Raw genomic sequence first — 23,655 nt, 5'->3', positions numbered from 1 at the left:
TTCATAATATATATATTAAGTTATATTTTAAATACTAGATTTTCAAAATATAGAAAGGAGAACGTATATGTACCACTTAATTGCTTTAGTTGCGACGGCAGACGCAACAGCAGTTCTAACGGAAACACCAGAACTATGGTATTTTCCATTAAACCAACGGATAGCGGAGTAGGACAAATTCAAGTATTTAATCCTACTCCGGCAGTAGGTTCCGCTACTGTAACTTGGACTAGTATTACAACTGGAAACCCAGTTGCAAGAGGAGATGCTATATCCCTTTATATTACCCCTGGAATTACTGCAAGTGCTGTATATTCTATTTTTCTAATCACTGACATATAGCAATTCATTTCATAAAAAAAAGACCCGAGATTCGGGTCAACAAATAGAAATATAAATGAACTACAACAAATAACAGACAAAGCCATTATATATTTTTCATAGTAAAACATCCATTATTTTCTTTTTACACTATCAATATATTATTTTTCGTTATCGTCCTCTTTTTTAGAACGTCTACCTAAGAAGAACACAAAAGCATTACTTCCAAATAAGTGATGTTTTTTCTATTTAATGCAGTGGTAACATAACCTCAACCGTTGTTCCAACCCCAACTTCACTTTCAAAACTCATTTTACCATTGTGGTCTTTAATAATTTTTTCTGTAACTACTAAACCTAGACCAGTTCCTGTTTCTTTCGTTGTATAAAAGGCTTCATTTAACTTTGGAATTTTATCTTTTGGAATACCACATCCCTCATCTTTCACTTGAACGATGATTCCATCTTTTACAGTAACTTTAATCGTAATTTTTCCCCCAACTGACATTGCTTCAATTGCATTTTTGATTAAATTAAAAAAGACCTGTTTTAATCGTTTTTCATCACATGTAATGGACGGTAAGTCTTTACTGTAAATACCTTGTATGTGGACTCCTTGTTTTAAAGCAGGCTTTTCCATAACTCGAATAACATAAGAGATAATTTCTTGTATGTTATGAGTTTCTGATTCTAGTGATTTAGATTTCTCAAATCCACTAAGTTCTGTAGCAATTATATGAATCCGATCTACTTCTTGTTTCATAATATCACTATAAATTTTATCCTCTGGATGCTTGTCGGCTTGTTTATTCACAAGTTTTTTTAAGTTTGCTAAAGGTCTTCTAATCTTATAACCAATAACCGTTGCCATTTTTCCAACAGCTGCTAGTTTTTCTGTCTGTTTTATTTCTTTGTCCATCATCTCAAGCGTACGAACGTAAGACTGAACCCTCAAAAATATAATCCAACATATAATAGTAAATACACTATATAATGCCATTGGGATTAAAACGAGAGAAGATTGAATAATGATTCCTGTAAGAGCGTACTTCCCGACAAGTATCGCTGGAACTAACCAGAAATATCTTTTGTTCACAAAGATTGGTGCAAACAAAATAAAAAATACTTCTACTATATTTCCACCGTCAAATTCCGCATCGCTACCATAATAAATCATAATGTTATGGATACAATCTAATACATTATAGCCAATTAGAATAATATACTTTACCACAAAAACATTCTTCCATTTCATAAAGTATATTCCACTGCAAAACAATACTACCGTCAAAAAGTAAAGCCATAAACCTAAACCATCTTCAAACTTTCCTACGCCTTCTTGCTCTCCCGCGATTAAAGGTACGATAAATTCATAGGCAAGATCATACACAAAAAATATAATAAAAAATAAACTTAAAAATACTTTCAATGCCTTTATTTCTTCATTTTTAAATATATAGCCTTTATTCATATGGTAACTCCTAGCTTTTCTTCCACTTGGATTTCAGTATTTCCACACTTCCTTGGGAGAATGATGTCTATTCTCGTTCCAGTATCTCTTTCACTTGAAATATGCAGCTCACCAAGGTGCTCGGCGACAATTCGATTCGCTACCGTAAGTCCCAGACCAATTTTATCTTGTTTCGTTGTATAAAAGGCTTCTGTAACACGGGTTAAGTTTTCTTGCTTAATACCATGACCATTATCGATTACGCTGATTATTATATATTCTTTCCCTTTATTCTCTAATTGCAAATGTAATATGCCACCTTGTTCCATTGCCTCTAAAGCATTTTTTATCGTATATAAAAAGACTCCTCTTATTTTTCGTTCATCACATTCAACTTCTATTGTTTTTTCTTCCACATTAGAAATAAACTGCACGTTTAATTCATTCATTTTTCCGCGAAGACTTGTTATTACTTGTAATACAATTTTTCCTACATCATGTTTCTTATAAATAGAAGGTTTGCATGTAGCAACTTCCATCAACTCACTTATCATATTATTCATATTTTCTATTTCAAAAATCATACGTTTATAAATAGGATCCTCTTCATGCTTCTCTCGTTGTAATTGCGTAAATCCTTTTAATGAAGCCAGTGGATTTTTAATTTCATGTCCAACAGTCGCTGCCATTTTTCCGATTACTGCTAATTTTTGTGATTCACTAGCAATCGCAATACTTTCCTTTACGGCTGAAAGATATTGTAAAAATCGATTTAAAATGATATATACAACTATTAACATAAGTGTACACATAATAAGGAACATAAATGCTTTTATTTCCTCTAATACAAATAAATAAATTAAATATTTTCCTACAATAGAGGAAAGCAAAAACACATAAAATTTTTTATTTAAAAATATGGGTACAAAGAAAATGAGAATAATTTCTATTATATTTGTCGCATCAAACGCCGCCTTATTATAAAAAATATACGAAACTATATTAGCGATTTCTATCCCTATGTATGCAAATATCCATGCATATTTAACAAGGTTTGCCTTCTCTTTTTTCAGTAAATATATATTCACGCATAGTATTGCTACTCCGCAAATAACTTGCCATATTATGTTGTATCCCTTATCCATTATTGATTTATCTTCTAATACGATTGCATAGAAAATTTGATATACAATAACAATGACATATAACACCCATAAAAGGAGTTTTGCATTCCTTTCTTCTTCTTTATATGATAGAAAACTTTCTTTCACTTCAACACCCCTTCAAAATAACATCTCAAAGAATACCATTTATTATAATAAATGATTTTCATAGACAAACAAAGATAAATCGAACATTTGAGGAAAATCGTACCAAAAACGCAATATATTTAGACTATATACAGAGCATAAAATCTATGATCATTAATACGTATATTATGGAGGATGTTTTATATAGACGGCCTAAAAAGTAAAACAAAGCTTTTAGAATGGAGCCTATTGATAGAACAGGGGGAGTTTTATGTTTGTTACTGTCGAGAAAGATGTGCATATTTTTGTGCAAGACGTTAATCCTGGTCCAGGTAGTAAGACTGTTTTCTTCGTTCACGGATGGCCTTTAAATCATCAAATGTATCAATATCAACTCAATGTTTTACCAGAGCATGGCTTTCGTTGTATCGCCATGGATATACGAGGGAATGGGCAATCTGATAAGCCATGGACTGGTTACACGTATGATCGATTAGCCGATGATATCGCAATTGTTCTAGAAGCACTCCAAGTAGAGAACGCTACATTAGTCGGTTTCTCAGTTGGTGGTGCTCTTTCTATTCGCTATATGTCTCGCTATCATGGGCGCCGCATTTCTAAGCTCGCATTAATTGACGCTGTCTCCCCCTCTTTCGTTAAAAATCAAGAGTCCCCTTACGGTGTACCGAAAGAACAAGCAGATGCTCTCATTAATCAAATGTATGCTAATTTACCAAAATTTTTAAATGACGTATCTTTATCCTTTTTCAATAGAAACTTAGGGGCTGCAACCCTTGAATGGTTTTCTTATCTCGGTATGCAGTCCGCTTCTTATGCCCTTATCAAAATTTTACAAGCAGCTGCAAATGAAGATGTAACGAAAGATTTAAATAAAATTAACGTCCCAACAAAAATCTTCCACGGCGTTCACGACCAACTAATTCCTTACAAAAGTGCTGAGCTTACGCAACAACGAATTAAAAATTCTCAGTTACATGCTCTTACAAATAGTGGTCATGGTTCACCAATCGATCAAGCGGATGAATTAAATAAAGAACTGATAAAATTTTTACATGCATAACAACTGCAATACAAGAACGAAAGTTAATATAATAGATTTTTCACAAAACATAAAATTCACATATTTCTCACAAATACACAAATAAAACGATTACATTTTCATATATACTAAATGTACAGGTAATACTCCCTAAACCCAGCTTGTCTGGTTACCCCGTTAAATACTATGAAAAAAGAACTTGTATCGTTATACAAGTTCTTTTTGTTTCTTTTATTTAAAGAGGATATCTGTACTATATTGATTTCCAACGAGTAAATCATATTGGAGCATTTTATATTGCTCTAACATTTCTTTTTGTTTCTTTGTTAAATCATTGATTACTTCTCCATTTTTATCAACTTTTAATTCATCTCTAAGCACTGGTATTTCCTTGTAAAGTTCCGATAAAAATTGATAAAATAAGGATTTATTTAATCCTGCATAATCAAAAATAAGATTAGAAAAATGAATTGGGCTTACTAAACCTAAATTATCATTTGGCATATCAAAGTTTGCATACATTAATAGCGGCGTTTGCGCCATCGCTAAACGTTCACTCGGTGTTTTTTCATTCGTTATATACCCGTTTTCTTTATAAAAAGATTTATTTGTTCCTAGTGATGGAAGATGATCTCCAAAGAATACTAATAATGTAGGTCTATCTAAATTATCTAGTTGCTCTATTAAATATTGAAGTGCCTCATCTGAACGTCTTAACCCTTCTGTATACGTCTCTAATTCTCCCTTTGATTCTTCATTTTCTAGCCCGCTAATTTCTATTAGGTTTTCACCAAATCGGCCCTCTGTAAATGGAAAATGATTTTGCATCGTAACTGCATGAATAAATGTAGGCTGTTTTTGTTCCTCTAACTCAGCAATTATCTCTTTACTCATCGCTAAATCACTAATATAATCTCCATCAATATCCACATTTTTCATCGTGTCCTCTGCATTAAACTTATCAAATCCTAACACCTTATATACATCATCACGTTTAAAGAATGTGCGACCAAATGAATGAATTGCACTTGTGTAATACCCTTCTTTTTTCAACGCCGTAGGGATTGATGGAATTTCTTTCTTATTTGTAATAACCTGCTGATATGGTATAGAACCTGGCTTTAACAAACTCATTGAATAACTTGTTAATGCCTCAAATTCAACGTTCGCCGTATTTCCCCCAAATGTAGGAGAAATAGTTTGTCCCCCAGGAAAGTTTTCTATATAATGATGTAAATTTGGTACAGGATCTTCACTAAAAGAAAGGTTGGTTACTTTCGTCGGATCCCAAAACGATTCACTCATTACAAAAATAATATTCGGTTTCTCTTTTTTCTTTTGACTCCCTATATTTCCACTATATTGTTTTTTTATATCGTTTGCTATTTGAAGCATATTTTCTTTAGAATAATTTTTTGGTTTTTCCATAACTGTTGTATCTAAATTGCTAATAAACCCAAGTATAAAACCATTTGAAGCGTAGTTCTCATTTTGATTCCACAAAACAAAATCTACACCTGATTTTTGAAATACTTTATTCATAAATGTATTCGCAAAATTGCCATACGCATATAGAACAAAAATAGATCCTACTACTAATAAGGCTCTTATTCCTAGATGAATCTTTACATTTTGAATATACCTTCTCATATATATCCCTGCTACAATACAAGCTACGATACTTAAGATAATGACAAAAATATAACTCCAACTAAAATAGTCCATCACCATCGGTATAACAGATTGCATATGAGTAATTTGTGTGAAATCAGAAGGATATAACGGATCACCTCTAAAAATAAGCTTCAAATAATTCACAATACATAAAATGACTAACGTACAGCTCGTTAAAACCATACTTAGAAAAACCTTACCTATTAAATTATATACAAGAATATATATCGCATAAATTACTACAAAACTTAATATAAACTGCATATTATAAAAGTAAATCCAATTCATTGCCTCTATGAAACTCATATTAACTTGCATGACAATATAAAATAACGCTACTGTATGAGCTAATAAAAGTAATATAAAATGCACTCGCAGGGATGCTCTAAGTATAGACATCTCTTTTTTAATGAAATGCGTAATATAAAACGTTATGCCCCATATGAACATCATCATAACACTTAAAACAAGCTTTTGATTTAAATGATCTTTCATCATGTCTAAATTAAAAACCTTTAAAATCATAAACAGCATAGTTATTACTAATAAAGTCACCATACTACTTATAATGCTAGAAATTAATATATTTCTTTTTGGAAGATGAAAAAGTGTAGAACCATACTTCAATTCATTCCCTCGTTTCTATGTCTTAATTTCCCCGCATCGAAAGAACTATTTCTATTAAAATAACATATATTACATATTTCGTCAGCATACTTGCTTCTACCATAAATGTATTGTCTTAATCTTCCCTTAATCAACAGTTAAATTGTGGTATACAAATTACTCATTCTTGAAAAACTTAATTTCAGCATTCCACTTTATGATATAATAACTATGTTTTGGAAATCCTTAATACTATTAAAGATTTCACATAAAATTACGAAAGAATTAATAAAAAAGGAGTTGCTCATTTTTGCTTACTAAGTTTAAGAGTTTGCCTAAAGCGGTATATGCAATTTTGGCGCTTTCTTTCCTGTTGCACGTTTTTTGTTTAGTAAAACAGCCAGGATTAGATGGAGAGTTAGTCAAAGTAACATATGGTGCAAATGATGCCTTTAACTATTCGTTAACAGCTGAACAACTATTAAAACATGGTGTATTTGGTTATGTGTATTTAGAACCTAGTGAAGTTCCAGGGAAAAATGCATATATTACACCAGGTCAGCCATTACTATTAGCTGGCGCTATGATTATTTCTGATATTACATCAATTCCTTACTATTACGTAGCAACTGTTATTAACATGATCATGAACCTTTGCACAGTGCTATTAGTATTCTTAATAGGAAAAGAATTGTTCGAAAAAAACATTTATGGAATTGTTGCAAGTATTTTATATGCTATTTATCCAAGTAACTATACATACTTCCGTACATTGCTAACAGAAGTTCCATCCATATTCTTATTGGCGTTATGTGTATATGTATTTGTTCTCGCATGGAAATACAATAAAGTGAAATTCCATATATGGTTTGGAATTGTCGTTTCAATTTTACTTATGTTCCGTCCAAATCCAGCTCCAATGATGCTCATTCCTGTTCTTGTTGTGTTATTTACATATGGATTTAAAGAATCCATTCGAATCGGATTGTTATGGTTTATCGGACCTTTCTTTATTATTGGCGCATGGGTTGTTCGTAACTACTTAGCACTCAACCAATTTATTTTATTCTCAACCCAAGGTGCAGATCCACTAATTGCCGGTGCAGATCCATTTAATAAAATTGGATATGAAAATATAGTAAATGAAATGAGAGCTAAAGGCTTAGATGACAAAGGTGCATACGCAAAAGAATTAATTAAGAACGGATTTAAGACGGACTTCACTTATTGGTTCTCTTGGTTCACTGTCGGTAAAACAATTGAATTATTCAAAACAGCTCCTGCTGTAGACCAATATCGTATTCACAACTTTATGCAACTATGTCATAGAGTGTTTATCATCGGTACATTCTTGAGCAGCTTCTGCTTCATGCTAAATTCATTTAAACATAAACGCGTTATGATGCTAGTAGCAAGTTCAATTATTTACATTATCTTCTCAAACTTATTCTTAGCAATTAATCGCTATGGATTTTTCATTAATCCTCTTATGTGCTTAATTCTTGCATACGGATTAATTCACATTGTGCAGAAGCTTCCATTCTTCCGCACTAATCAAGCATAATAAGAAAGAGGTCGTCCACCGTTGGACGACCTCTTTCTTATTCCCCCACACTTTACACACGGCCAATTTGTCCATTCTGTAATCACACTTTAATTCCGTATGTATGTGTGTCTGTATTTGTCAAAATATCTTTCACAACACCACTCACTGTTTTACGTATAAATGCAAGTTTTTTACAACTATTACTATAACGAAAAGAGAAAATGATTAGTATGTGTATTATATAAAAGGGAGCAGCCATATTTTCCATACGATACATACGAGCACTATAACTACAAAATCAAAAAAATCTAATCTCGGTCCTTTTTTCATATTCATATGTAGCCACATATGAAACCATTTTATTTTTGTATATTTATGGATGTTTTTCTTTGCAAATCGGTAAATAAGCATTTGCATAATAAAAAATCCGGCCACAAAAATAAATAATAAGATGAGAAATCCAATCACAAAATTCCTCCTATTTTTGTAGCGTTTTTTCTACTATCCGATTTTTCAAAACCCACTCTTCAAACTGGGCACTTCCAAATTCCCAACTAAGATCGCGAGCATGTACAGAAAAAACGTAATAACCGGCATATTCGTCCATAAACCTACCTAACTCTACATCGTCTTTCTGAATACCGTATACTCCAAAATTAAAATACACATCCCATACGTCTTCATTCTTCCTCTTATAAGCGATCGATTCCATATCACATTCTGTCCCGAAATAATCAAGATGTAAATGTACGCTATCATCGTATTCGTACTCCATTTTATCACCCCTTATATTTGTACTTCTTTACCACCCAAAAAATTCCTGCTATCTACACTCACATATGGGCACTTACCTACATATCATGCTTGTAGAGTGACTTCTAGGAGGTGTTATATAGTGAAAAAATTAATCGCGATTTTTTGCATCATGTTACTAGCTGTTTTTACTTTTGCTGCTTGTAGTAGTAAAAAAGAAAGTACGAAAGAACAAACTCAAAACATTCGCGTTGGCGAAGTTACCCATTCTCTCTTCTATGCCCCATTATATGTCGGGATTGAAAAAGGATTTTTTAAAGATGAAGGACTAAATATTGACCTACAAACAACAGCTGGTGGCGATAAAACGATGACCGCCCTATTATCTGGCGGAATTGATATTGCTCTCGTCGGTTCTGAAACGTCTATTTACGTTCATCAACAAGGAGCGAAAGACCCTGTCATTAACTTTGCACAGCTTACACAAACAGATGGGACATTTTTAGTTTCACGTAAAAAACTAGACTCTTTTAATTGGAATGACGTAAAAGGTGTTACATTTTTAGGACAGCGTAAAGGCGGCATGCCGCAAATGGTTGGGGAATACGTTTTAAAGAAAAATGGCATTGATCCTCGGAAAGATACGAACTTAATTCAAAATATCGAATTTGCTAATATTGCAAATGCCTTTGCATCTGGTACAGGAGAGTTTGTGCAGCTCTTTGAACCGACTGCAAGCATATTCGAAAAAGAAGGTAAAGGTTATATCGTCGCTTCATTCGGAAATGAATCTGGTACTGTTCCTTATACAACGTTCATGGCAAAAGAAAGTTTCTTAAAGAAAGATAAAGCTGCTGCTGAAAAGTTCACACGTGCGCTCTATAAAGCACAGCAATGGGTTGATACACATAGTCCAGAAGAGATTGCTGATGCTGTTTCTCCGCTATTTAAAGACACTTCGAAAGACATTACAGTAAAAGTAATTGAACGGTATAAAAAACAACATTCTTATGCGACAAATCCACTACTAGATGCGGAAGAATGGAAACAGCTCCAAACGATTATGAAAGATGCTGGTGAATTACAAAAAGAAGTCCCACATGAAGCGCTCGTCAATACAAAAATTGCCGAAAGCGTTATTAAGAAATAGAGGCGAAGTGTATGAGTTTTTTACAAATACGTAACGTTTCTCACTGTTTTTTCGCAAAAGAGAATGCCAAACTTATTCTCGAAGATATGAGCTTACAAGTGGAAGAAGGCGAATTTATTTCTATACTCGGCCCAAGTGGTTGCGGTAAAACAACGCTCCTCTCAATCATTGCTGGACTACTTGATCCAATTGATGGTATCGTCTTTTTAGATGGTGAACCAATTACAACGAAAACTTCATCTATGGGATATATGTTGCAGCAAGATTACTTATTCCCGTGGAAAACAATTGAAGAAAATATTATGCTTGGACTTCATATTCGAAAGATTTATGATGAACAGATGAAAGAACATACTTTAAATCTTTTAAAACAAGTCGGTCTACATGGGGTAGAAGGACAATATCCTCGTGAACTATCCGGCGGTATGCGTCAACGTGCTGCTCTCGTTCGAACGTTAGCAACTGATCCGAAAATTTTATTACTAGATGAACCATTCTCCGCACTCGATTATCAAACGAAATTAAAACTAGAAGAACTCGTTTTCAACTTACTAAATAAATATAAGAAAACATCACTACTTGTTACTCACGATATTGAAGAGGCGATTGCGATGAGTGATCGTATTTATTTACTGCAAGCGAATCCTGGAAAAATCGCAAAAACCTTTATCGTCCCGGAAAGTATCCGTTCTTTATCACCGTTAGAAGCACGCCATCACTACGATTTCCCAGCCCTCTTTCAAGATATATGGAAGGAGCTGGAACGACTTGGATAATATAAAACAACTACATGAACAATTTCGAAAGAAAGAACGCAGGCGTGCTTGGATTGCTCGCTCATTACAGCTTTTACTACTTATTCTTTTCTTTGCACTATGGGAAATAGCTAGCAAAAAAGAATGGATCGATCCTTTACTCTTTAGTTCTCCTTCGAGTATTTGGGATCTCTTCTTAACGAAATGGATCGACGGTTCACTTTGGGTCCACATATGGACGACATTGCTGGAAACAGGAGTAGGCTTCATTCTCGGAACGGTACTCGGTGCTATTATTGCCACATTTCTTTGGTGGATGCCACTTCTAGCCCGCGTACTTGATCCTTACCTCGTCGTCCTAAATGCAATGCCAAAAGTTGCACTCGGTCCAATCATCATCGTTATTTTCGGTCCAAACATTTCATCTTCTATCGCAATGGGAGTAATCATTTCCATCATCATTACCATTCTCGTTATTTACAGTGCATTTCAAGAAGTCGATTCTAACTATATAAAAGTGATGGACACATTTGGCGCAAATAAATGGCAATGTTATAAGCAAGTCGTTCTCCCTGCATCCTTTCCAGCAATTATCTCAACGTTAAAAGTAAATGTTGGTTTATCCTGGGTCGGTGTTATTTTCGGAGAACTTCTCGTTTCCAAACAAGGACTTGGCTACTTAATTAGCTACGGATTCCAAGTCTTTAACTTCACACTCGTCTTACTTAGCGTACTACTCACATGTGTTCTTGCAACTCTTATGTATGTATTTGTTGAGGCATTTGAAAAAATTCTAATTGGAAAAAGAAAAAGAAGCTGACTCAAAACAGTGCGCTATAGTCAGCTTCTTTCTTTTACCTTTTATCACACATTTTCGTTTCATTTGTAATGTTTCCATCCGCAACCGTAACTGTATGGAAACAGTCTTTCACACGTACTGTAACGACATTATCTTTTCGATCTATCACATGATAATCATTAAACTTTTCATTCAAAGCACTACGAATTTGCTCCCCTTCAAAAATCGGAAAACCGTGAGACATTACCCAAATGAGACCAGCAACAGCAAGAATCGTTTTCATACGTTTCATTACCTCCTCGAGAGTAAACTTATAGTCCCTACAACACGCGCATTATAATTGTGTCTAAATTGTGACATTTTTATACTAATTCTATTTTATACCGAAAGTTCCTTCTTCTTTTTAATAAAAATACAGAATTTTCAATTTTATCAACATAAAAAAACGCAAAGAATTAAAAATTCTTCACGCTTTTCTTTAACGAAACTATATCGAAAGCATACCTCACATTAGTCTCCACTTTGTTGTTCTATCGTTTTTGAAACATCATATAATCCCGACAGCACTTCCGCTCTCATTTTTACAAGCTCAGGGAACTGATAGAAGAAAGCAATTTTTTTATATTTTAACTCTGTTCCTTCTTTCACCTTTTTTGAATCTTGTAAAATGAACGCTGTAAATGTATCTGCGATATCCTCCGTTACATTTGTTATTCCATACAGCGATACAAAATCATCATGCTTTTCTTTATAAAATTCAATTTGTGCCTCTTCACTTTCTTCTACTTTCTTTTCTGTCCACTCTTGCTCAATTGGTTTCCAAAATTCATTATAAAATTGGTTAATATACGAAGTTTTTCTCGCACATCCATTTTTCAAGAACACCGTTTTACATTTATTTCGATATGATGAAATGTCTTTCTCTTCATCAAACGCCTCTAAATATTTCCTATCCACTGGTACTTGTTTATGCCCAATCGTTAATACGTGAGCCGTTTCATGAATTAATGTTTTCATCACTTCATCTATATTCACCCCAGAATCGAGCACGTCTAAACTAAGCAACCAATCTCTCGGGTCATCCATACTTGGCATGACATGGGCAACAACGCCGTCATAACCATCCGTTATTAAATCCAACCCTGTTATATTCTCACGATATTTCACTGGAATGAGAGTGCGGTACATGTCCCATAACGTTTCATGATACTCTCTATCTTGCCGCTGGCTTAACAAATCATCTTTTGCTACTTTGTCATCTGCAAAAACTTTATTCAATCTCTTACGATCCAATTTCTCAAAATAAGGATCTACAATTTCATCATCATCGATATAATAAGAAGCTAAAAAGAAGTAATTGTCATCCTCTTCTTTTTTCTGTTCCGCCTCTTTCATATTCATACTTTCATACTCTTCTATGTCATAATCCTCTACTTTTTCAAGTTCTGAAAGTCCCTCTATCTTTTTATATACTTTTTGTAATGTTTTATCTCCTATTTGCGTGCACTCTTCTTCTGTTTTACAAATTTCTTTTTCTTTCGTAACCTCGATAGCACTCTCGCATCCTGCAACTAAACTGCTTGCTATAATACAACACACTAACTTGCCATACAGTTTCTTCATACAATCCCCCATTATTCCATTCTACAAAATATCATAATCATTTTTTTACGAATATGCGATAATTAATTATAAAAACTGCAAGGAGGCTTCCCATGATTCGTGCAATCTTATTCGACTTAGATGGAACACTATTAGATCGGCGCCAATCTTTAGAACAATTTATTTGTGAGCAATATAATCGCTTCGCCTCACATTTGAAGAGCATAGAGAAATCAAAGTATTGTTCTCGATTTCTTGAACTCGATAATAATGGCTATACGTGGAAGGATAAAGTATATGCTACTCTCCTTTCCGAATACAACATTACTACTTTAACGCAAGAACAACTACTACACGACTATATTACAAACTTCCAACATCATTGTATTCCTTTCAAAAACACGCATGAACTACTTCAACAGTTAAAACAGCGAAACATTAAAATTGGTATTATTACAAATGGTTTTACTGAATTTCAGATGAGCAACCTTCGAGCACTACATATACATACGTATACAAACACCATTCTCGTTTCAGAAGCTGAAGGAATTAAAAAACCTCATCCTGAAATTTTCGAACGTGCTTTGCAAAGACTAGATGTGAAGGCAGAAGAATGTCTTTATGTTGGAGATCATCCAGAAAACGATGTGCTTGGTTCTGAACAAGTAGGGATTCTTGGTGTTTGGAAAAAAGATTCGTTTTGGGGGAATTTTAAGCATTCACGTATCGTAGATGATTTGTTGGAGGTGCTTTCGTTTTTAGAGGTGGAGATAAAGTGAAACTTTAATCCGCCCCCACCCGAAAGAAATATATGCAAATAACCAATTCCAAACGACAAAGCAATTATTATAAAAAATAAAGAAAAGTTTAATTTAACCATCGAAACAGTAACAGTCGTTTCTTTTCTTTTATCCATCTTTCCCCTCCTAAAATGTAAATATATCTTTACAAAATTGTATAATATACCCAAAATAATATAAAGATATATTTACATTTATTCTTACATACAAAAAAAAGAAACCGGCTACTTTACTTCGTAAAACAGCCGATTTCTTCTATATGTTTCATCGTACGCGCTAATACGTCATCGCGCATTATAAAGCTAAATTTTCTATTCGTTTTAATGTTGTCAGGAATGTCTTTTAATAAAACAGACCCTTTCGTTTCTTCGTAATGCGTATGTTCTTCTACCGCACTAATTGTTGCAAAATAAATGTTTTTAATGATTATTTTGTCTTTTCCAGATACTTTGTATTGTCCTAAGTAAGTTAAATCAGAAACTATGCCGCCGGTTTCTTCATGAACCTCTCGAACTGCCGCTTCTTCCGGTGTTTCCCCTAGTTCTACTTTACCACCTGGAAATTCAAGACCGCGACGTAAATGATGCGTTAATAACCATTGATCCCCGTACCGGCATACAACCCAAACATGCTTTGGCTCAGGAGAAAATGGATAACGTTCAAACGATAATTGTACAGTGTTGTGGTAATAATCTTTAAATTTGTACATGCCATTACTCCCCTATTGATGGTTACAAGTTTTTCCTACCACAAATTGTAGCATATTCTCGCTTTTCTGCATAATATTATCCAATTACAATCCATTGATTATTCCCATTTGCGCGACTAATTCTTTCGTCTCATGATTTCCTAAATCGTAAATCATTTTATATGCTTTTTGTAGTTGTTCATCATATCGGTCATTATTTGAATCGTGATGATACTCAACAAATGGAACGTGGGAGCGTACAAATGACCCTAAATCTTCTACATATGCTTGATCAAAGTGCTCTCTTAATTCCGTAATTTCCTCATCATTTGCGGAAATCTCAAAATTATACGTATCCGCCGTCTTCACTTGTGAAATTTGACCATTTCCTATTGATATATAATATGTTTTTTTCGTCTCCATGTAACACCCTTCTTTCATCCTTTTATTTTCTATTGTTTTCATCAATTACAAAATTATGTAAAATAAAGAAAAGGAGGGAGTTTATGTTCAAAATATTAATTATCGGTATTATCATCGTCGTACTCTCCATCATGACAATTAATAAAGGCTATGCTTATAAACATTCCGTCGATAAACTAGAAGACAATCCTTATACAAAAAAGAATAAGGAGAATTCCTAATATGCTTCGTATACTTCGCATCATAGTAGCACTCACTGTGATCGTTATGTCGGCAATTGGATTATATACAGGTCAAAATAATTTTTTACCTCTTTCACAATTTCTATTAGGGGCTTTAATGTTTCTCATCGCATTTGAACAAATAAAGAAAAAGGAATTAGCAACTGGATTTATTTGTATTATTGCCGGTGCTTTCATTTGGATAGTTCTCATTATTACCTACATAAAATAGAGGAGGTCTTTTATGCTAAAAGGGGGTCGGATTACTTTATCACTTATTGCCTTATCTATAGCAATCTATGGATTTTTTACTGGTAGTAGAGAAATAATGCCTTATATGTTCATCTTTTTAGGAGGTATGGCCCTCACCATAAGTTTAGAGGAAATATTAAAACGACAAACAGGAGGTAGTCTGCTCGCTCTACTAGCAGGGGCCGCTGCTTTATTTATTGGTTTCACAGAAATATTCTAGTAAATGGTCTAAAGGAGGCTATACAATGCTAACTCTAACTATATTACGGAGTTTTTTAGCATTTCTCATGCTTCTCTTACTCATTCTAAGCACTTATATCCATGTTACCGATAATTTTTCACTTCTCCCATACGTACAATTTATTCTCAGTTGTTTCTTTATTCTTCTAGGAATTAATGAATTGAAATCCGGACGAAAATCAATGAGTATCCCGTATTTTTTCGTTTCCAGTCTCATATTCTTCTTTTTAATATCAAACTACTTTCGTTATATGTAGAATGAAATTTTGACCAATTTAGCATTTATAATTATTTTCTCTCAGTAACTATTTCTTTCTACTTAAGGGGGATTCCATGTTAAAAAACATTCAAATTATAATCGCCACTATCGCTCTTTCTCTCGCCCTATTTAGCTTCTTTGCAAACTTCACTATTCTTTTACCTTACGTGTCTATCCTTTTAAGTATTATGTGTATCCTTTTTGGAATCGATGAAATAAAGAAGCAGCAAAAAGCGAAAGCATTTGTTTATTTTCTCTGTTCTGCCTTTATTTTATATGTTGGAGTATCTAATATATTTTCATACAAAAGAAGAGTATAGTCGCTCTTAGCACAATAAAAAAACTGCCCTTTCACAGGCAGTTTTTCTTTTTATCCAAAAACTTTCTCAAGTTCATCTTTATCTTGGCTTAACCAGAAGTTCATTAAGCGTTGTGCTCCTTCTAAGTCGTGAAGCTTCGCTTGACCACATTGCGTTTCATTTGCAGCCGGAATTTCTGTAATTTGAACCGCATCTTTTAATGTTAGTTCTAATAAATCAATGATTTCTCGTACTGTCGGTGTTCCGCTTACTACAAGATAATATCCTGTTTGGCAGCCCATCGGTGAAATATCGATAATATCAAAGTGCGGATAACGATCAATATATTTACGTAAATTAAATGCTAATAAATGCTCTAACGTATGAATAACATCTGGTTTCATTGCTTGTTTATTCGGTTGGCAGAAACGAATATCGAATTTATTTACAATACCGTCACTACCTACATTGTGAACTCCGCAATGTCTTACATAAGGTGCCTTTACAATCGTATGATCTAATTCAAAGCTTTCTACTGATGGCATACAACATCTCTCCCGCTTTTAATTTAATTCCGTTATATCCAATATGATATAACGGAAATGCACATTAGTAAAGTATTATGTACAGTCGTGCTATAATACTTTAAGAATATGCTGAAAAGGAGACCGTTATGAAACAGATTTTTATTGGGATTATACGCTTTTATCAAAAGTTCATTTCTCCGATGACACCACCAACATGCCGTTTTTATCCAACTTGTTCTCATTATGGATTAGAAGCGTTTCAAAAACATGGTGCATTCAAAGGCTTTTGGCTTACTTGTAAGCGTATATTAAAATGTCACCCTTTCCACCCGGGAGGATTTGATCCTGTCCCAGATAAAAAGGATGACAAAGTAAATTCTTAATTGTCGTAACCATTCACAACTAAATCTAATTTTCCTGTATCAGGATCTATAACAAGACCGTGAACAGGTACTTCTTCCGGAAGTAATGGGTGGTTGCGAAGTACTGATACGCTATGTTCTACACTTTCTTCCACACTAGAGAAACCGCGCAAGAATTGTTCTAAATCGATTCCAGAATAACGAAGCATATCTAATTTCTCTTCTGTTATACCGCGTTCTTTCATTCTCTCAATCGTACTACTTGCTTGAATTTTTGCCATACCACAATCATGGTGACCAACTACACATACTTCATCAGCGCCAAGTTCGTATACAGCGACTAAAATACTACGCATAATACTTCCAAATGGATGTGAAATAACAGCGCCTGCTACTTTAATAATTTTCACATCACCGTTACGCATATTCATCGCTTTTGGTAATAGTTCAACAAGTCGTGTATCCATACAAGAAATAATTACCATTTTTTGTTTGGAAATTTCCCCGCTACAAACTCTTCATATTTTTTCTCTTCAACAAATTTCTCATTGTACTGCAAAATCTCTTCTAATGACTTCATAGTAAAGGACCCTCTTTTCTCTCGTTTACACTACATAAATAGTGTACCAAAATATGAAAAACTCAAAAAGGATATCGCTTTATAGTAAAAATAAGATATTTTCAGATAATCGACATAATTCTTTCAAAATATACACACATCTTTGTAACAAGTTTCACATACTTTAAACGTATTTTCACTATAAACTGATTGTAGATAATGTAAAAAAGGAGTGAATATTTATTATGTCCGACGTTCTGTTACTGAGTCGTTTTCAATTTGCAATTACTATTTTTTATCACTTTTTATTTGTACCTTTGACAATCGGACTTGTCATTTTAGTAGCATGTATGGAAACTCAATACGCCCGCACATTGAATCCAACATACCGTAAAATGGCAAATTTCTGGGGTAAATTATTTACAATTAACTTCGTAATGGGGATTATAACCGGGATTACGATGGAATTCCAATTTGGAACAAACTGGTCTGAGTACTCCAAATATATGGGAGACATTTTCGGATCCCCTCTCGCAATCGAAGCACTCGTTGCCTTCTTCTTAGAATCTACTTTCATGGGAATATGGTTATTCGGTAAAGACAAAATTTCACCAAAGTTCCGTGCCTTCTGTATGTGGATGGTTGCACTTGGAACAAACATTTCCGCCCTTTGGATTATTACAGCAAACGGCTTTATGCAAAACCCTGTTGGATACGTCGTGCGTAACGGCCGCGCTGAATTAAATGATTTCTGGGCACTCGTTACGAATCCATACGCTTGGAACATGTTCTTCCATACTGTAGTTGGTTGTTATATCGTAGGTGCTTTCTTCGTTATGGCAATTAGTGCTTATCACTTATTACGTAAAAATGAAGTAGAATTCTTCAAAAAATCATTTAAGTTTGGTTTAATGTTAGGCTTATTCGCCGCAACAATTACACCGTTTATGGGACATCAATCTGGTGTATCAGCAGCTAAATATCAACCCGCAAAAGGTGCTGCGATGGAAGCAGTTTGGGAAACTGGAAAAGGACAAGGCTTCTCAATTGTTCAAATTCCTGATGTAAAAAATGAGAAGAACTTTGAATTCCTTACGATTCCAAAACTCGGAAGCTTCTTCTACACAAATTCATTTAATGGCGAAATTGTTGGTTTAAAAGATATTCCGAAAGATGAACGTCCAAATGTTAACCTCGTGTATTATAGCTTCCGCTTAATGGTTGCACTCGGCATGTTCTTTATGGCATTAACTTGGTATGGCTTCTATTTAAACCGAAAAGGAAAACTAGAAAACTCAAAACGTTATTTGAAAATTACAATATGGTCTGTCTTACTTCCTTATATCGCAATTAACGCAGGATGGATTGTCGCTGAAGTAGGTCGTCAACCATGGACAGTATATAAACTAATGCGTACAGCAGAATCTGTATCACCTATATCTGTCCCGCAAATTTGGTTCTCATTAATTAGTTTAATTTTATTCTACACTTTACTTTTAATCGCAGACGTATACTTAATGCTGAAGTTCGCGAAAAAAGGACCTGCCGCATTAGAAGAACCTGCTACTGAGGGAGGTGTAGCTCATGTCTCATGATATGCTTGCAATCATCTGGTTCGGTTTATGGGGCGTGATTTGGACAGTTTACTTCATTCTTGACGGGTATGCACTTGGTAACGGAATGATTTTTCCTTTCGTTACGAAAGATCGACAAGAACGAAATCAATTACAAGAAGCAATTGGCCCGTTCTGGGGCGGTAATGAAGTATGGTTAATTACAGCTGGTGGCGCAACATTTGCTGCCTTCCCAGTCACATATGCTAATATGTTTAGTTATTTATATACACCGTTATTCTTAGTATTACTTGCACTATTTGCTCGTGCCGCTGGACTGGAATTCATGCATAAAGATGATTCACCAATTTGGCAAAAAACTTGTAAATGGGCATTTGCAATTGGCAGTTTCCTAATCGCCTTCTTATTCGGTGTTACATTCGCTAATCTTTATTACGGACTACAAATCGAAAAAAATGGCTATGAAGGAAATTTACTTAGCTTACTAAACCATTACGGTATATTAGGTGGTCTTTTCTTCACTGCTATATTTGTCGTATCCGGTGCCCTTTGGGTCATGATTAAAACGACTGGTGAAGTATCTGATCGTGCTTATAAAATCGCAAGACCATTTTCAATGGCAGCTGCTATTATTTTAGCTATCTTCTATGTAGCAACTGCTAATCGGACAAACTTATTCCAAAACTTTACGGAATATCCGGTACTATTCATTCTTCCAGTACTTGCAATGCTAATGAGTGTACTCGCACTTATTATGGTGTACAAACATAAAATTGGCCTTGCATTCACATTCGTTTGCCTAACAATCGCAATGTTTATGACAACTGGCTTTGCAGGTATGTTCCCAAGAATGTTACCATCTCGTATTAACGATGCATACAGTACAACGTTATATAACGCAGCTGGTAGTCAATTAAACTTAAAAATTATGTTCTTCGTTGCAATGGTTATGGTACCAATCGTTATTGGATATCAGCTTTGGAGCTACAGTATTTTTAAAAATAAAATTCATAAAGACTCTGCTAAAGGGTATCACTAAAGTAAAAAAAGACACTTCGTTTTGATATGATCCCCTTATAGTAGACAGTAAAAAGAAAGCACATTAATCTGTTTACTATGGAGGGGATTTTTCTATGGGCAAAATTAGAGTAACTTATGATATAGAATTTAAGAAAAAAGCAGTAAATTTATACTTGAAAGAAGGAATGGGATACAAAACGGTTGCTAAAGAATTAGGAATTGATCACTCGGTAGTAAGACGTTGGGTGAAACACTTTGAAGCTGAAGGTATCAAAGGACTAGAAGAAAAACGTGGTAAAACGAAAGGTCCAGGTATAGGTAGACCAAAAAACAATCCAGAAGATCCAGAAGCTAAAATGAAACGATTAGAAGCGGAGAATGCAATGTTAAAAAAGCTCTTAGGGATGTAAAAGGAGGAGTGGAATCTGTACCAAAAACGAGGAAGTTTGAAGCCATCAAAGGGCTATCAGAAAAAGGTTATGCAGTTACCATTCTATGTGATATCGCTGGAGTAACTAGAGGTGGGTACTACAAATGGATTAAGCGACAGTTGACGCCTTCTGAAAAACAATTGGAAGATACCGAAATAAAAAAGAAGATATTGGAGTGTCATAAAAAACTTAAAGGGATTTATGGATACAGGAGAGTACAAGTTTGGCTGAAAGCCACTTATAACCTTCATTTTAATCACAAACGTATACAAAGGTTGATGGGTGAACTAGGTATCAAAGCTATTATTAGGAGAAAACGACCTTATTACGGGAAGAAAGAAGCTTATGTGATTTCAGATAACCATCTGAACAGGGATTTTCAAGCTTCCAAACCAAACGAAAAATGGGTAACAGATATTACCTATTTGATTTTCAATGGACAGAGATTGTACTTATCCGCTATTAAAGACCTATACAACAATGAAATTGTTGCCTATGAAATTAGCCGTAGAAATGACCTAAAACTAGTACTAGACACACTTAAAAAAGCAAGAAAAAAACGAAACGTGAAAGGGATTCTCCTGCATAGTGATCAGGGGTTCCAGTACACATCTCGTCAATATAATCAACTACTCAAAAAATATCAGATGAAGGCTAGTATGTCCAGAAAGGGAAACTGTTGGGACAATGCTTGTATAGAAAGCTTCTTCAGTCACTTTAAGTCAGAGTGTTTTCATTTATACTCTTTCCGCACAGCTGATGAGGTTAAGTTTGCTGTGCGCAAATATATACACTTTTATAATCACCAAAGGTTCCAAAAGAAACTAAATAACCTGAGTCCATATAAATATAGAACTCAGGTTGCTTAGTTGTGTTTTTTGAATACTGTCTACTTGACAGGGGTCACTTCAGTTTGAAGTGTCTTTTTTTTGTACGTATGATTTTCGATAAGATGTTATATTTCTAATCTAACAACTATAATACAGAAGAATCATTAACAGCTCACAGCTAGAGTGTAACATACAACAAACATGTTACTTTATGCAATTTTGCATTTTAAAATTATAACGTTGATTGAATAACTTGATCATACGCATCATTATCCCTTACATCCGCCGTACTAATCCCGCTAAACGTTTGTACTTTCATTCCTGTATTTGATGATCCCGATCCATTATAAGCTTTCGTCTTTTCAATCGGCTGTACGTTATATTTATCCCCTACATTAATTGTTCCATTGCAGTTTTCAATAATAACACCTTCCACAACTGCCGGCATTTTGTCACCCACTTTCATTTCTTTACTTTTATTTTATGAAAATCGCCTAGAAAAATAGCATGTTTCAATAAGAAAAAGCACTCAATTTGAGTGCTTTTTCTTTAAGCATAAAGACAAGTTTGGAGACAGTTGACTTCTTCAAAATTTTATTAGGGGTAATATTTTGAAAAAGAAAGCCTTTCATATGTAGGTTAACACCACTGGAATATATAGTAAATTGATAATATTTATACGGAAGATTGCTAATGTTTAGTATAGATAGTTTACACTATGCTAACAGTGAAAACTATCTATACTAATAAAAAAAGGTGCCTTCAAAAAAGACACCTTTCAAAAACAGACACTATAAAACAGAATTATTTATTGTTATACGATTGTTAGATACAAAAAGTAGAGGGAAATGTTTGTATTAAATTCTGCTTTATAAAGTCTGTCTACAAATTATATTGTAATCCTCTTCATTTGAAAAAAAATATAATATGCACAATTGCATACAAAAAGAAAAAGCACTCTATTGAGTGCCTTTTCAACCATTTTACTTTTAATATATCGCTTTGAATATATTGTAACATATGTATCCATATATTTTATTGAGAAAATTCAAAATCCTTTTTCTTTCATTTTCACTTATAAAATCATGTAATATAAAAGGTATGTCAAATTCTTATACAAATTGAGGTGTACTATATTTATGATGTATTTCGGAATTATTCCTCTTATATTATTTATTATTTTTCTTATCTCATATTTAAAAGATCCGCGAAAAATAATAAACGGCTTTTTATTTAATTCCTTTGTCTGTTTTTTCCTTCTTTTTTGTGTGATTATATCTGTAAATTCAAGTAGTGATGTCCTACGCTATATTATAATTTTACCTATTTTAGCACTTCTTATTATGCTTCCTTTCGGTATTGTTGCTTTAATGTTTGGGCTATTTCTTAATGCTAGAATTTTAATGAAGCGAGAAGGAAGACGGTTCACTAACTGTTTAACACTCCTTGCTGCTTTAGGGATGTTATTCTTTATGTTACTCCCTATTATAAACCCAGCAAGTTTGGTCTCATCGCATTTAGAGCCTATTTTTGCAGCTATTTCTCTTATAAGCTTCTATTTCTTTATACACTTATCTAACTTCTTAAGCGCATATTTTTTATACCAATTCAACAGACCAAGACGTAATCAAGATTTCATTATCGTTCTTGGTAGCGGCTTAATTAATGATAAAGTACCACCATTACTTGCAAGCCGCATTAATAAAGCTATCGACTTCTATTGGAAACAAGCAGCTGTAAATACACCACCAACAATTATTTTCTCTGGTGGTCAAGGTCCAGATGAAGGTCTTCCAGAGGCAGAAGCAATGCAAAATTATGCTGTTGAAAAAGGAATTCCTCTTGAACATACGGTGCAAGAAAATCGCTCTGTAAACACATATCAAAATATGTTGTTCTCTAAAGAAATTATGGATTCTTTAAAACCTGAAGGTAAATATAAAAGTATTTTTACCACAAATAATTTCCACCTTTTCCGCGCTGGCATATACGCTAGACAAGCTGGTCTTAATAGCCAAGGAATCGGGTCAAAAACTGCATTTTATTACTGGCCTAACGCAATGATTCGCGAATATGTTGCGATTGTCGTAATGGGACGTAAGCGCCATATGAAAATATGTGGAACTATTTTAGGTTTCGCTTTATTCGTATCAGTACTTAGTTTTATATTTTCTTAATAGCATCCCATCCTTTGAAAGGATGGGA

The 23,655-nt window shown here is 34.0% G+C and carries 27 protein-coding genes and 4 pseudogenes; 17 read left to right on the top strand and 14 right to left on the bottom strand.

What is annotated here, in order from left to right; all coding sequences use genetic code 11:
* Positions 1–126 precede the first annotated feature (126 nt).
* Positions 127–342, top strand: a pseudogene (locus tag QCI79_RS17795) (collagen-like protein); the annotation flags it as partial.
* 228 nt (positions 343–570) lie between these two features.
* On the opposite strand, the gene QCI79_RS17790 reads toward QCI79_RS17795, so the two are convergent.
* Together QCI79_RS17790 and QCI79_RS17785 are read right to left on the bottom strand one after the other, a co-directional pair.
* On the bottom strand, positions 571–1,791 hold the full coding sequence (locus QCI79_RS17790) for an ATP-binding protein (protein WP_001032636.1): 1,221 nt from the start codon (positions 1,789–1,791) through the stop codon (positions 571–573).
* Entirely contained in the window at positions 1,788–3,041 is a 1,254-nt protein-coding gene (locus tag QCI79_RS17785) for an ATP-binding protein (RefSeq protein WP_000664896.1), read from the bottom strand. The genes QCI79_RS17790 and QCI79_RS17785 overlap by 4 nt, the downstream gene beginning before the upstream one ends.
* Positions 3,042–3,291: 250 nt before the next feature.
* Here QCI79_RS17785 and QCI79_RS17780 point away from each other — a divergent pair, with 250 nt between their 5' ends.
* Positions 3,292–4,101, top strand: a complete 810-nt coding sequence (locus QCI79_RS17780; protein ID WP_000498275.1) for an alpha/beta fold hydrolase — start codon at positions 3,292–3,294, stop codon at positions 4,099–4,101.
* A gap of 210 nt (positions 4,102–4,311) precedes the next feature.
* Here QCI79_RS17780 and QCI79_RS17775 read toward each other — a convergent pair whose 3' ends face one another.
* Positions 4,312–6,381 (bottom strand): LTA synthase family protein, encoded by a 2,070-nt coding sequence (locus QCI79_RS17775; RefSeq protein ID WP_000873637.1) that lies wholly within the window; start codon positions 6,379–6,381, stop codon positions 4,312–4,314.
* Positions 6,382–6,670: 289 nt separating this feature from the next.
* On the opposite strand from QCI79_RS17775, the gene QCI79_RS17770 reads away from it, so the two are divergent.
* Positions 6,671–7,924, top strand: a complete 1,254-nt coding sequence (locus tag QCI79_RS17770) for a glycosyltransferase family 39 protein (protein ID WP_000956220.1) — start codon at positions 6,671–6,673, stop codon at positions 7,922–7,924.
* An 82-nt stretch (positions 7,925–8,006) separates the two neighbouring features.
* Here the strand turns inward: QCI79_RS17770 and QCI79_RS17765 are convergent.
* The 3 genes and pseudogenes from QCI79_RS17765 to QCI79_RS17755 form a co-directional block, all read right to left on the bottom strand.
* Positions 8,007–8,078 (bottom strand): annotated as a pseudogene (locus QCI79_RS17765) (DUF2196 domain-containing protein); the annotation flags it as partial.
* A 65-nt stretch (positions 8,079–8,143) separates the two neighbouring features.
* Entirely contained in the window at positions 8,144–8,374 is a 231-nt protein-coding gene (locus QCI79_RS17760; protein ID WP_000578981.1) for a hypothetical protein, read from the bottom strand.
* 10 nt (positions 8,375–8,384) lie between these two features.
* Complete coding sequence (locus QCI79_RS17755; protein WP_000455580.1) at positions 8,385–8,681, bottom strand: DUF3986 family protein; 297 nt, start codon at positions 8,679–8,681, stop codon at positions 8,385–8,387.
* A gap of 120 nt (positions 8,682–8,801) precedes the next feature.
* Between QCI79_RS17755 and QCI79_RS17750 the strand changes: the two genes are divergently transcribed.
* The 3 genes from QCI79_RS17750 to QCI79_RS17740 are packed head-to-tail and all read left to right on the top strand — an operon-like array spanning position 8,802 to position 11,384.
* Positions 8,802–9,809 carry an ABC transporter substrate-binding protein gene (locus QCI79_RS17750; protein ID WP_000733151.1) on the top strand — a complete coding sequence of 336 codons (1,008 nt, stop codon included), beginning with the start codon at positions 8,802–8,804 and terminating at the stop codon, positions 9,807–9,809.
* A gap of 11 nt (positions 9,810–9,820) precedes the next feature.
* The gene (locus QCI79_RS17745) at positions 9,821–10,585 is read left to right on the top strand and encodes an ABC transporter ATP-binding protein (protein WP_000009025.1); all 765 of its coding nucleotides are present in this window, start codon (positions 9,821–9,823) and stop codon (positions 10,583–10,585) included.
* Positions 10,578–11,384: an ABC transporter permease gene (locus QCI79_RS17740; RefSeq protein WP_000368771.1), complete on the top strand. Its 807-nt coding sequence runs from the start codon at positions 10,578–10,580 to the stop codon at positions 11,382–11,384. The genes QCI79_RS17745 and QCI79_RS17740 overlap by 8 nt, the downstream gene beginning before the upstream one ends.
* Positions 11,385–11,418: 34 nt before the next feature.
* Here the strand turns inward: QCI79_RS17740 and QCI79_RS17735 are convergent, their stop codons facing one another.
* On the bottom strand, positions 11,419–11,646 hold the full coding sequence (locus tag QCI79_RS17735) for a hypothetical protein (protein WP_000849112.1): 228 nt from the start codon (positions 11,644–11,646) through the stop codon (positions 11,419–11,421).
* Between the two features lie 227 nt (positions 11,647–11,873).
* Positions 11,874–12,986: a hypothetical protein gene (locus QCI79_RS17730; protein WP_000737830.1), complete on the bottom strand. Its 1,113-nt coding sequence runs from the start codon at positions 12,984–12,986 to the stop codon at positions 11,874–11,876.
* A 92-nt stretch (positions 12,987–13,078) separates the two neighbouring features.
* On the opposite strand from QCI79_RS17730, the gene QCI79_RS17725 reads away from it, so the two are divergent.
* Positions 13,079–13,744, top strand: coding sequence for an HAD family hydrolase (locus QCI79_RS17725; protein ID WP_000617254.1), 666 nt, complete (start codon positions 13,079–13,081; stop codon positions 13,742–13,744).
* A 14-nt stretch (positions 13,745–13,758) separates the two neighbouring features.
* Here the strand turns inward: QCI79_RS17725 and QCI79_RS17720 are convergent.
* From QCI79_RS17720 to QCI79_RS17710, 3 genes and pseudogenes are all read right to left on the bottom strand, one after another.
* Positions 13,759–13,881 (bottom strand): annotated as a pseudogene (locus QCI79_RS17720) (DUF3267 domain-containing protein); the annotation flags it as partial.
* Positions 13,882–13,994: 113 nt separating this feature from the next.
* A complete protein-coding gene (gene mutTA, locus QCI79_RS17715; protein WP_000276385.1) occupies positions 13,995–14,474 on the bottom strand; it encodes an antimutator 8-oxo-(dGTP/GTP)ase in 480 nt (159 codons plus the stop codon).
* A gap of 84 nt (positions 14,475–14,558) precedes the next feature.
* Positions 14,559–14,876 carry a hypothetical protein gene (locus tag QCI79_RS17710; protein ID WP_000448409.1) on the bottom strand — a complete coding sequence of 106 codons (318 nt, stop codon included), beginning with the start codon at positions 14,874–14,876 and terminating at the stop codon, positions 14,559–14,561.
* Positions 14,877–14,959: 83 nt separating this feature from the next.
* Between QCI79_RS17710 and ytzI the strand changes: the two genes are divergently transcribed.
* The 4 genes from ytzI to QCI79_RS17690 all read left to right on the top strand — a co-directional run bounded on the left by ytzI (position 14,960) and on the right by QCI79_RS17690 (position 16,168).
* On the top strand, positions 14,960–15,097 hold the full coding sequence (ytzI, locus tag QCI79_RS17705; RefSeq protein WP_016110838.1) for a YtzI protein: 138 nt from the start codon (positions 14,960–14,962) through the stop codon (positions 15,095–15,097).
* Between the two features lies 1 nt (position 15,098).
* A complete protein-coding gene (locus QCI79_RS17700; RefSeq protein WP_000944457.1) occupies positions 15,099–15,329 on the top strand; it encodes a DUF3953 domain-containing protein in 231 nt (76 codons plus the stop codon).
* Between the two features lie 12 nt (positions 15,330–15,341).
* Positions 15,342–15,569 carry a DUF3953 domain-containing protein gene (locus tag QCI79_RS17695; RefSeq protein WP_000911652.1) on the top strand — a complete coding sequence of 76 codons (228 nt, stop codon included), beginning with the start codon at positions 15,342–15,344 and terminating at the stop codon, positions 15,567–15,569.
* A 353-nt stretch (positions 15,570–15,922) separates the two neighbouring features.
* The gene (locus QCI79_RS17690) at positions 15,923–16,168 is read left to right on the top strand and encodes a YczI family protein (protein WP_000916672.1); all 246 of its coding nucleotides are present in this window, start codon (positions 15,923–15,925) and stop codon (positions 16,166–16,168) included.
* A gap of 50 nt (positions 16,169–16,218) precedes the next feature.
* Here QCI79_RS17690 and luxS read toward each other — a convergent pair whose 3' ends face one another.
* The gene (gene luxS / locus QCI79_RS17685) at positions 16,219–16,692 is read right to left on the bottom strand and encodes an S-ribosylhomocysteine lyase LuxS (RefSeq protein ID WP_001141371.1); all 474 of its coding nucleotides are present in this window, start codon (positions 16,690–16,692) and stop codon (positions 16,219–16,221) included.
* 128 nt (positions 16,693–16,820) lie between these two features.
* Here luxS and yidD point away from each other — a divergent pair, with 128 nt between their 5' ends.
* A complete protein-coding gene (gene yidD / locus QCI79_RS17680) occupies positions 16,821–17,057 on the top strand; it encodes a membrane protein insertion efficiency factor YidD (protein ID WP_000809330.1) in 237 nt (78 codons plus the stop codon).
* Here yidD and QCI79_RS17675 read toward each other — a convergent pair.
* A pseudogene (locus QCI79_RS17675) lies at positions 17,054–17,616 on the bottom strand (beta-class carbonic anhydrase). The gene yidD and the pseudogene QCI79_RS17675 sit on opposite strands and share 4 nt — an antisense overlap.
* A 224-nt stretch (positions 17,617–17,840) precedes the next feature.
* Here QCI79_RS17675 and cydA point away from each other — a divergent pair.
* From cydA to QCI79_RS17655, 4 genes are all read left to right on the top strand, one after another.
* Positions 17,841–19,190, top strand: coding sequence for a cytochrome ubiquinol oxidase subunit I (gene cydA / locus QCI79_RS17670; protein ID WP_001286194.1), 1,350 nt, complete (start codon positions 17,841–17,843; stop codon positions 19,188–19,190).
* Positions 19,180–20,208 carry a cytochrome d ubiquinol oxidase subunit II gene (cydB, locus tag QCI79_RS17665; RefSeq protein ID WP_021728756.1) on the top strand — a complete coding sequence of 343 codons (1,029 nt, stop codon included), beginning with the start codon at positions 19,180–19,182 and terminating at the stop codon, positions 20,206–20,208. Before cydA ends, cydB begins: the two co-directional genes overlap by 11 nt.
* A 94-nt stretch (positions 20,209–20,302) precedes the next feature.
* Positions 20,303–20,599, top strand: coding sequence for a transposase (locus tag QCI79_RS17660; RefSeq protein ID WP_000516529.1), 297 nt, complete (start codon positions 20,303–20,305; stop codon positions 20,597–20,599).
* Between the two features lie 8 nt (positions 20,600–20,607).
* On the top strand, positions 20,608–21,489 hold the full coding sequence (locus QCI79_RS17655; protein ID WP_000446736.1) for an IS3 family transposase: 882 nt from the start codon (positions 20,608–20,610) through the stop codon (positions 21,487–21,489).
* Positions 21,490–21,682: 193 nt separating this feature from the next.
* Here QCI79_RS17655 and QCI79_RS17650 read toward each other — a convergent pair whose 3' ends face one another.
* Complete coding sequence (locus QCI79_RS17650; protein WP_002062565.1) at positions 21,683–21,916, bottom strand: spore germination protein; 234 nt, start codon at positions 21,914–21,916, stop codon at positions 21,683–21,685.
* Between the two features lie 673 nt (positions 21,917–22,589).
* Between QCI79_RS17650 and QCI79_RS17645 the strand changes: the two genes are divergently transcribed.
* Complete coding sequence (locus QCI79_RS17645) at positions 22,590–23,627, top strand: YdcF family protein (protein WP_000990102.1); 1,038 nt, start codon at positions 22,590–22,592, stop codon at positions 23,625–23,627.
* The last annotated feature ends 28 nt before the right edge of the window (positions 23,628–23,655 follow it).

Source organism: Bacillus cereus group sp. MG1 (assembly GCF_040460035.1).
GTDB lineage: Bacteria > Bacillota > Bacilli > Bacillales > Bacillaceae_G > Bacillus_A > Bacillus_A cereus.
Note: the sequence above shows the minus strand (reverse complement) of the source record. Positions and strands in the feature narration are given on the sequence as shown.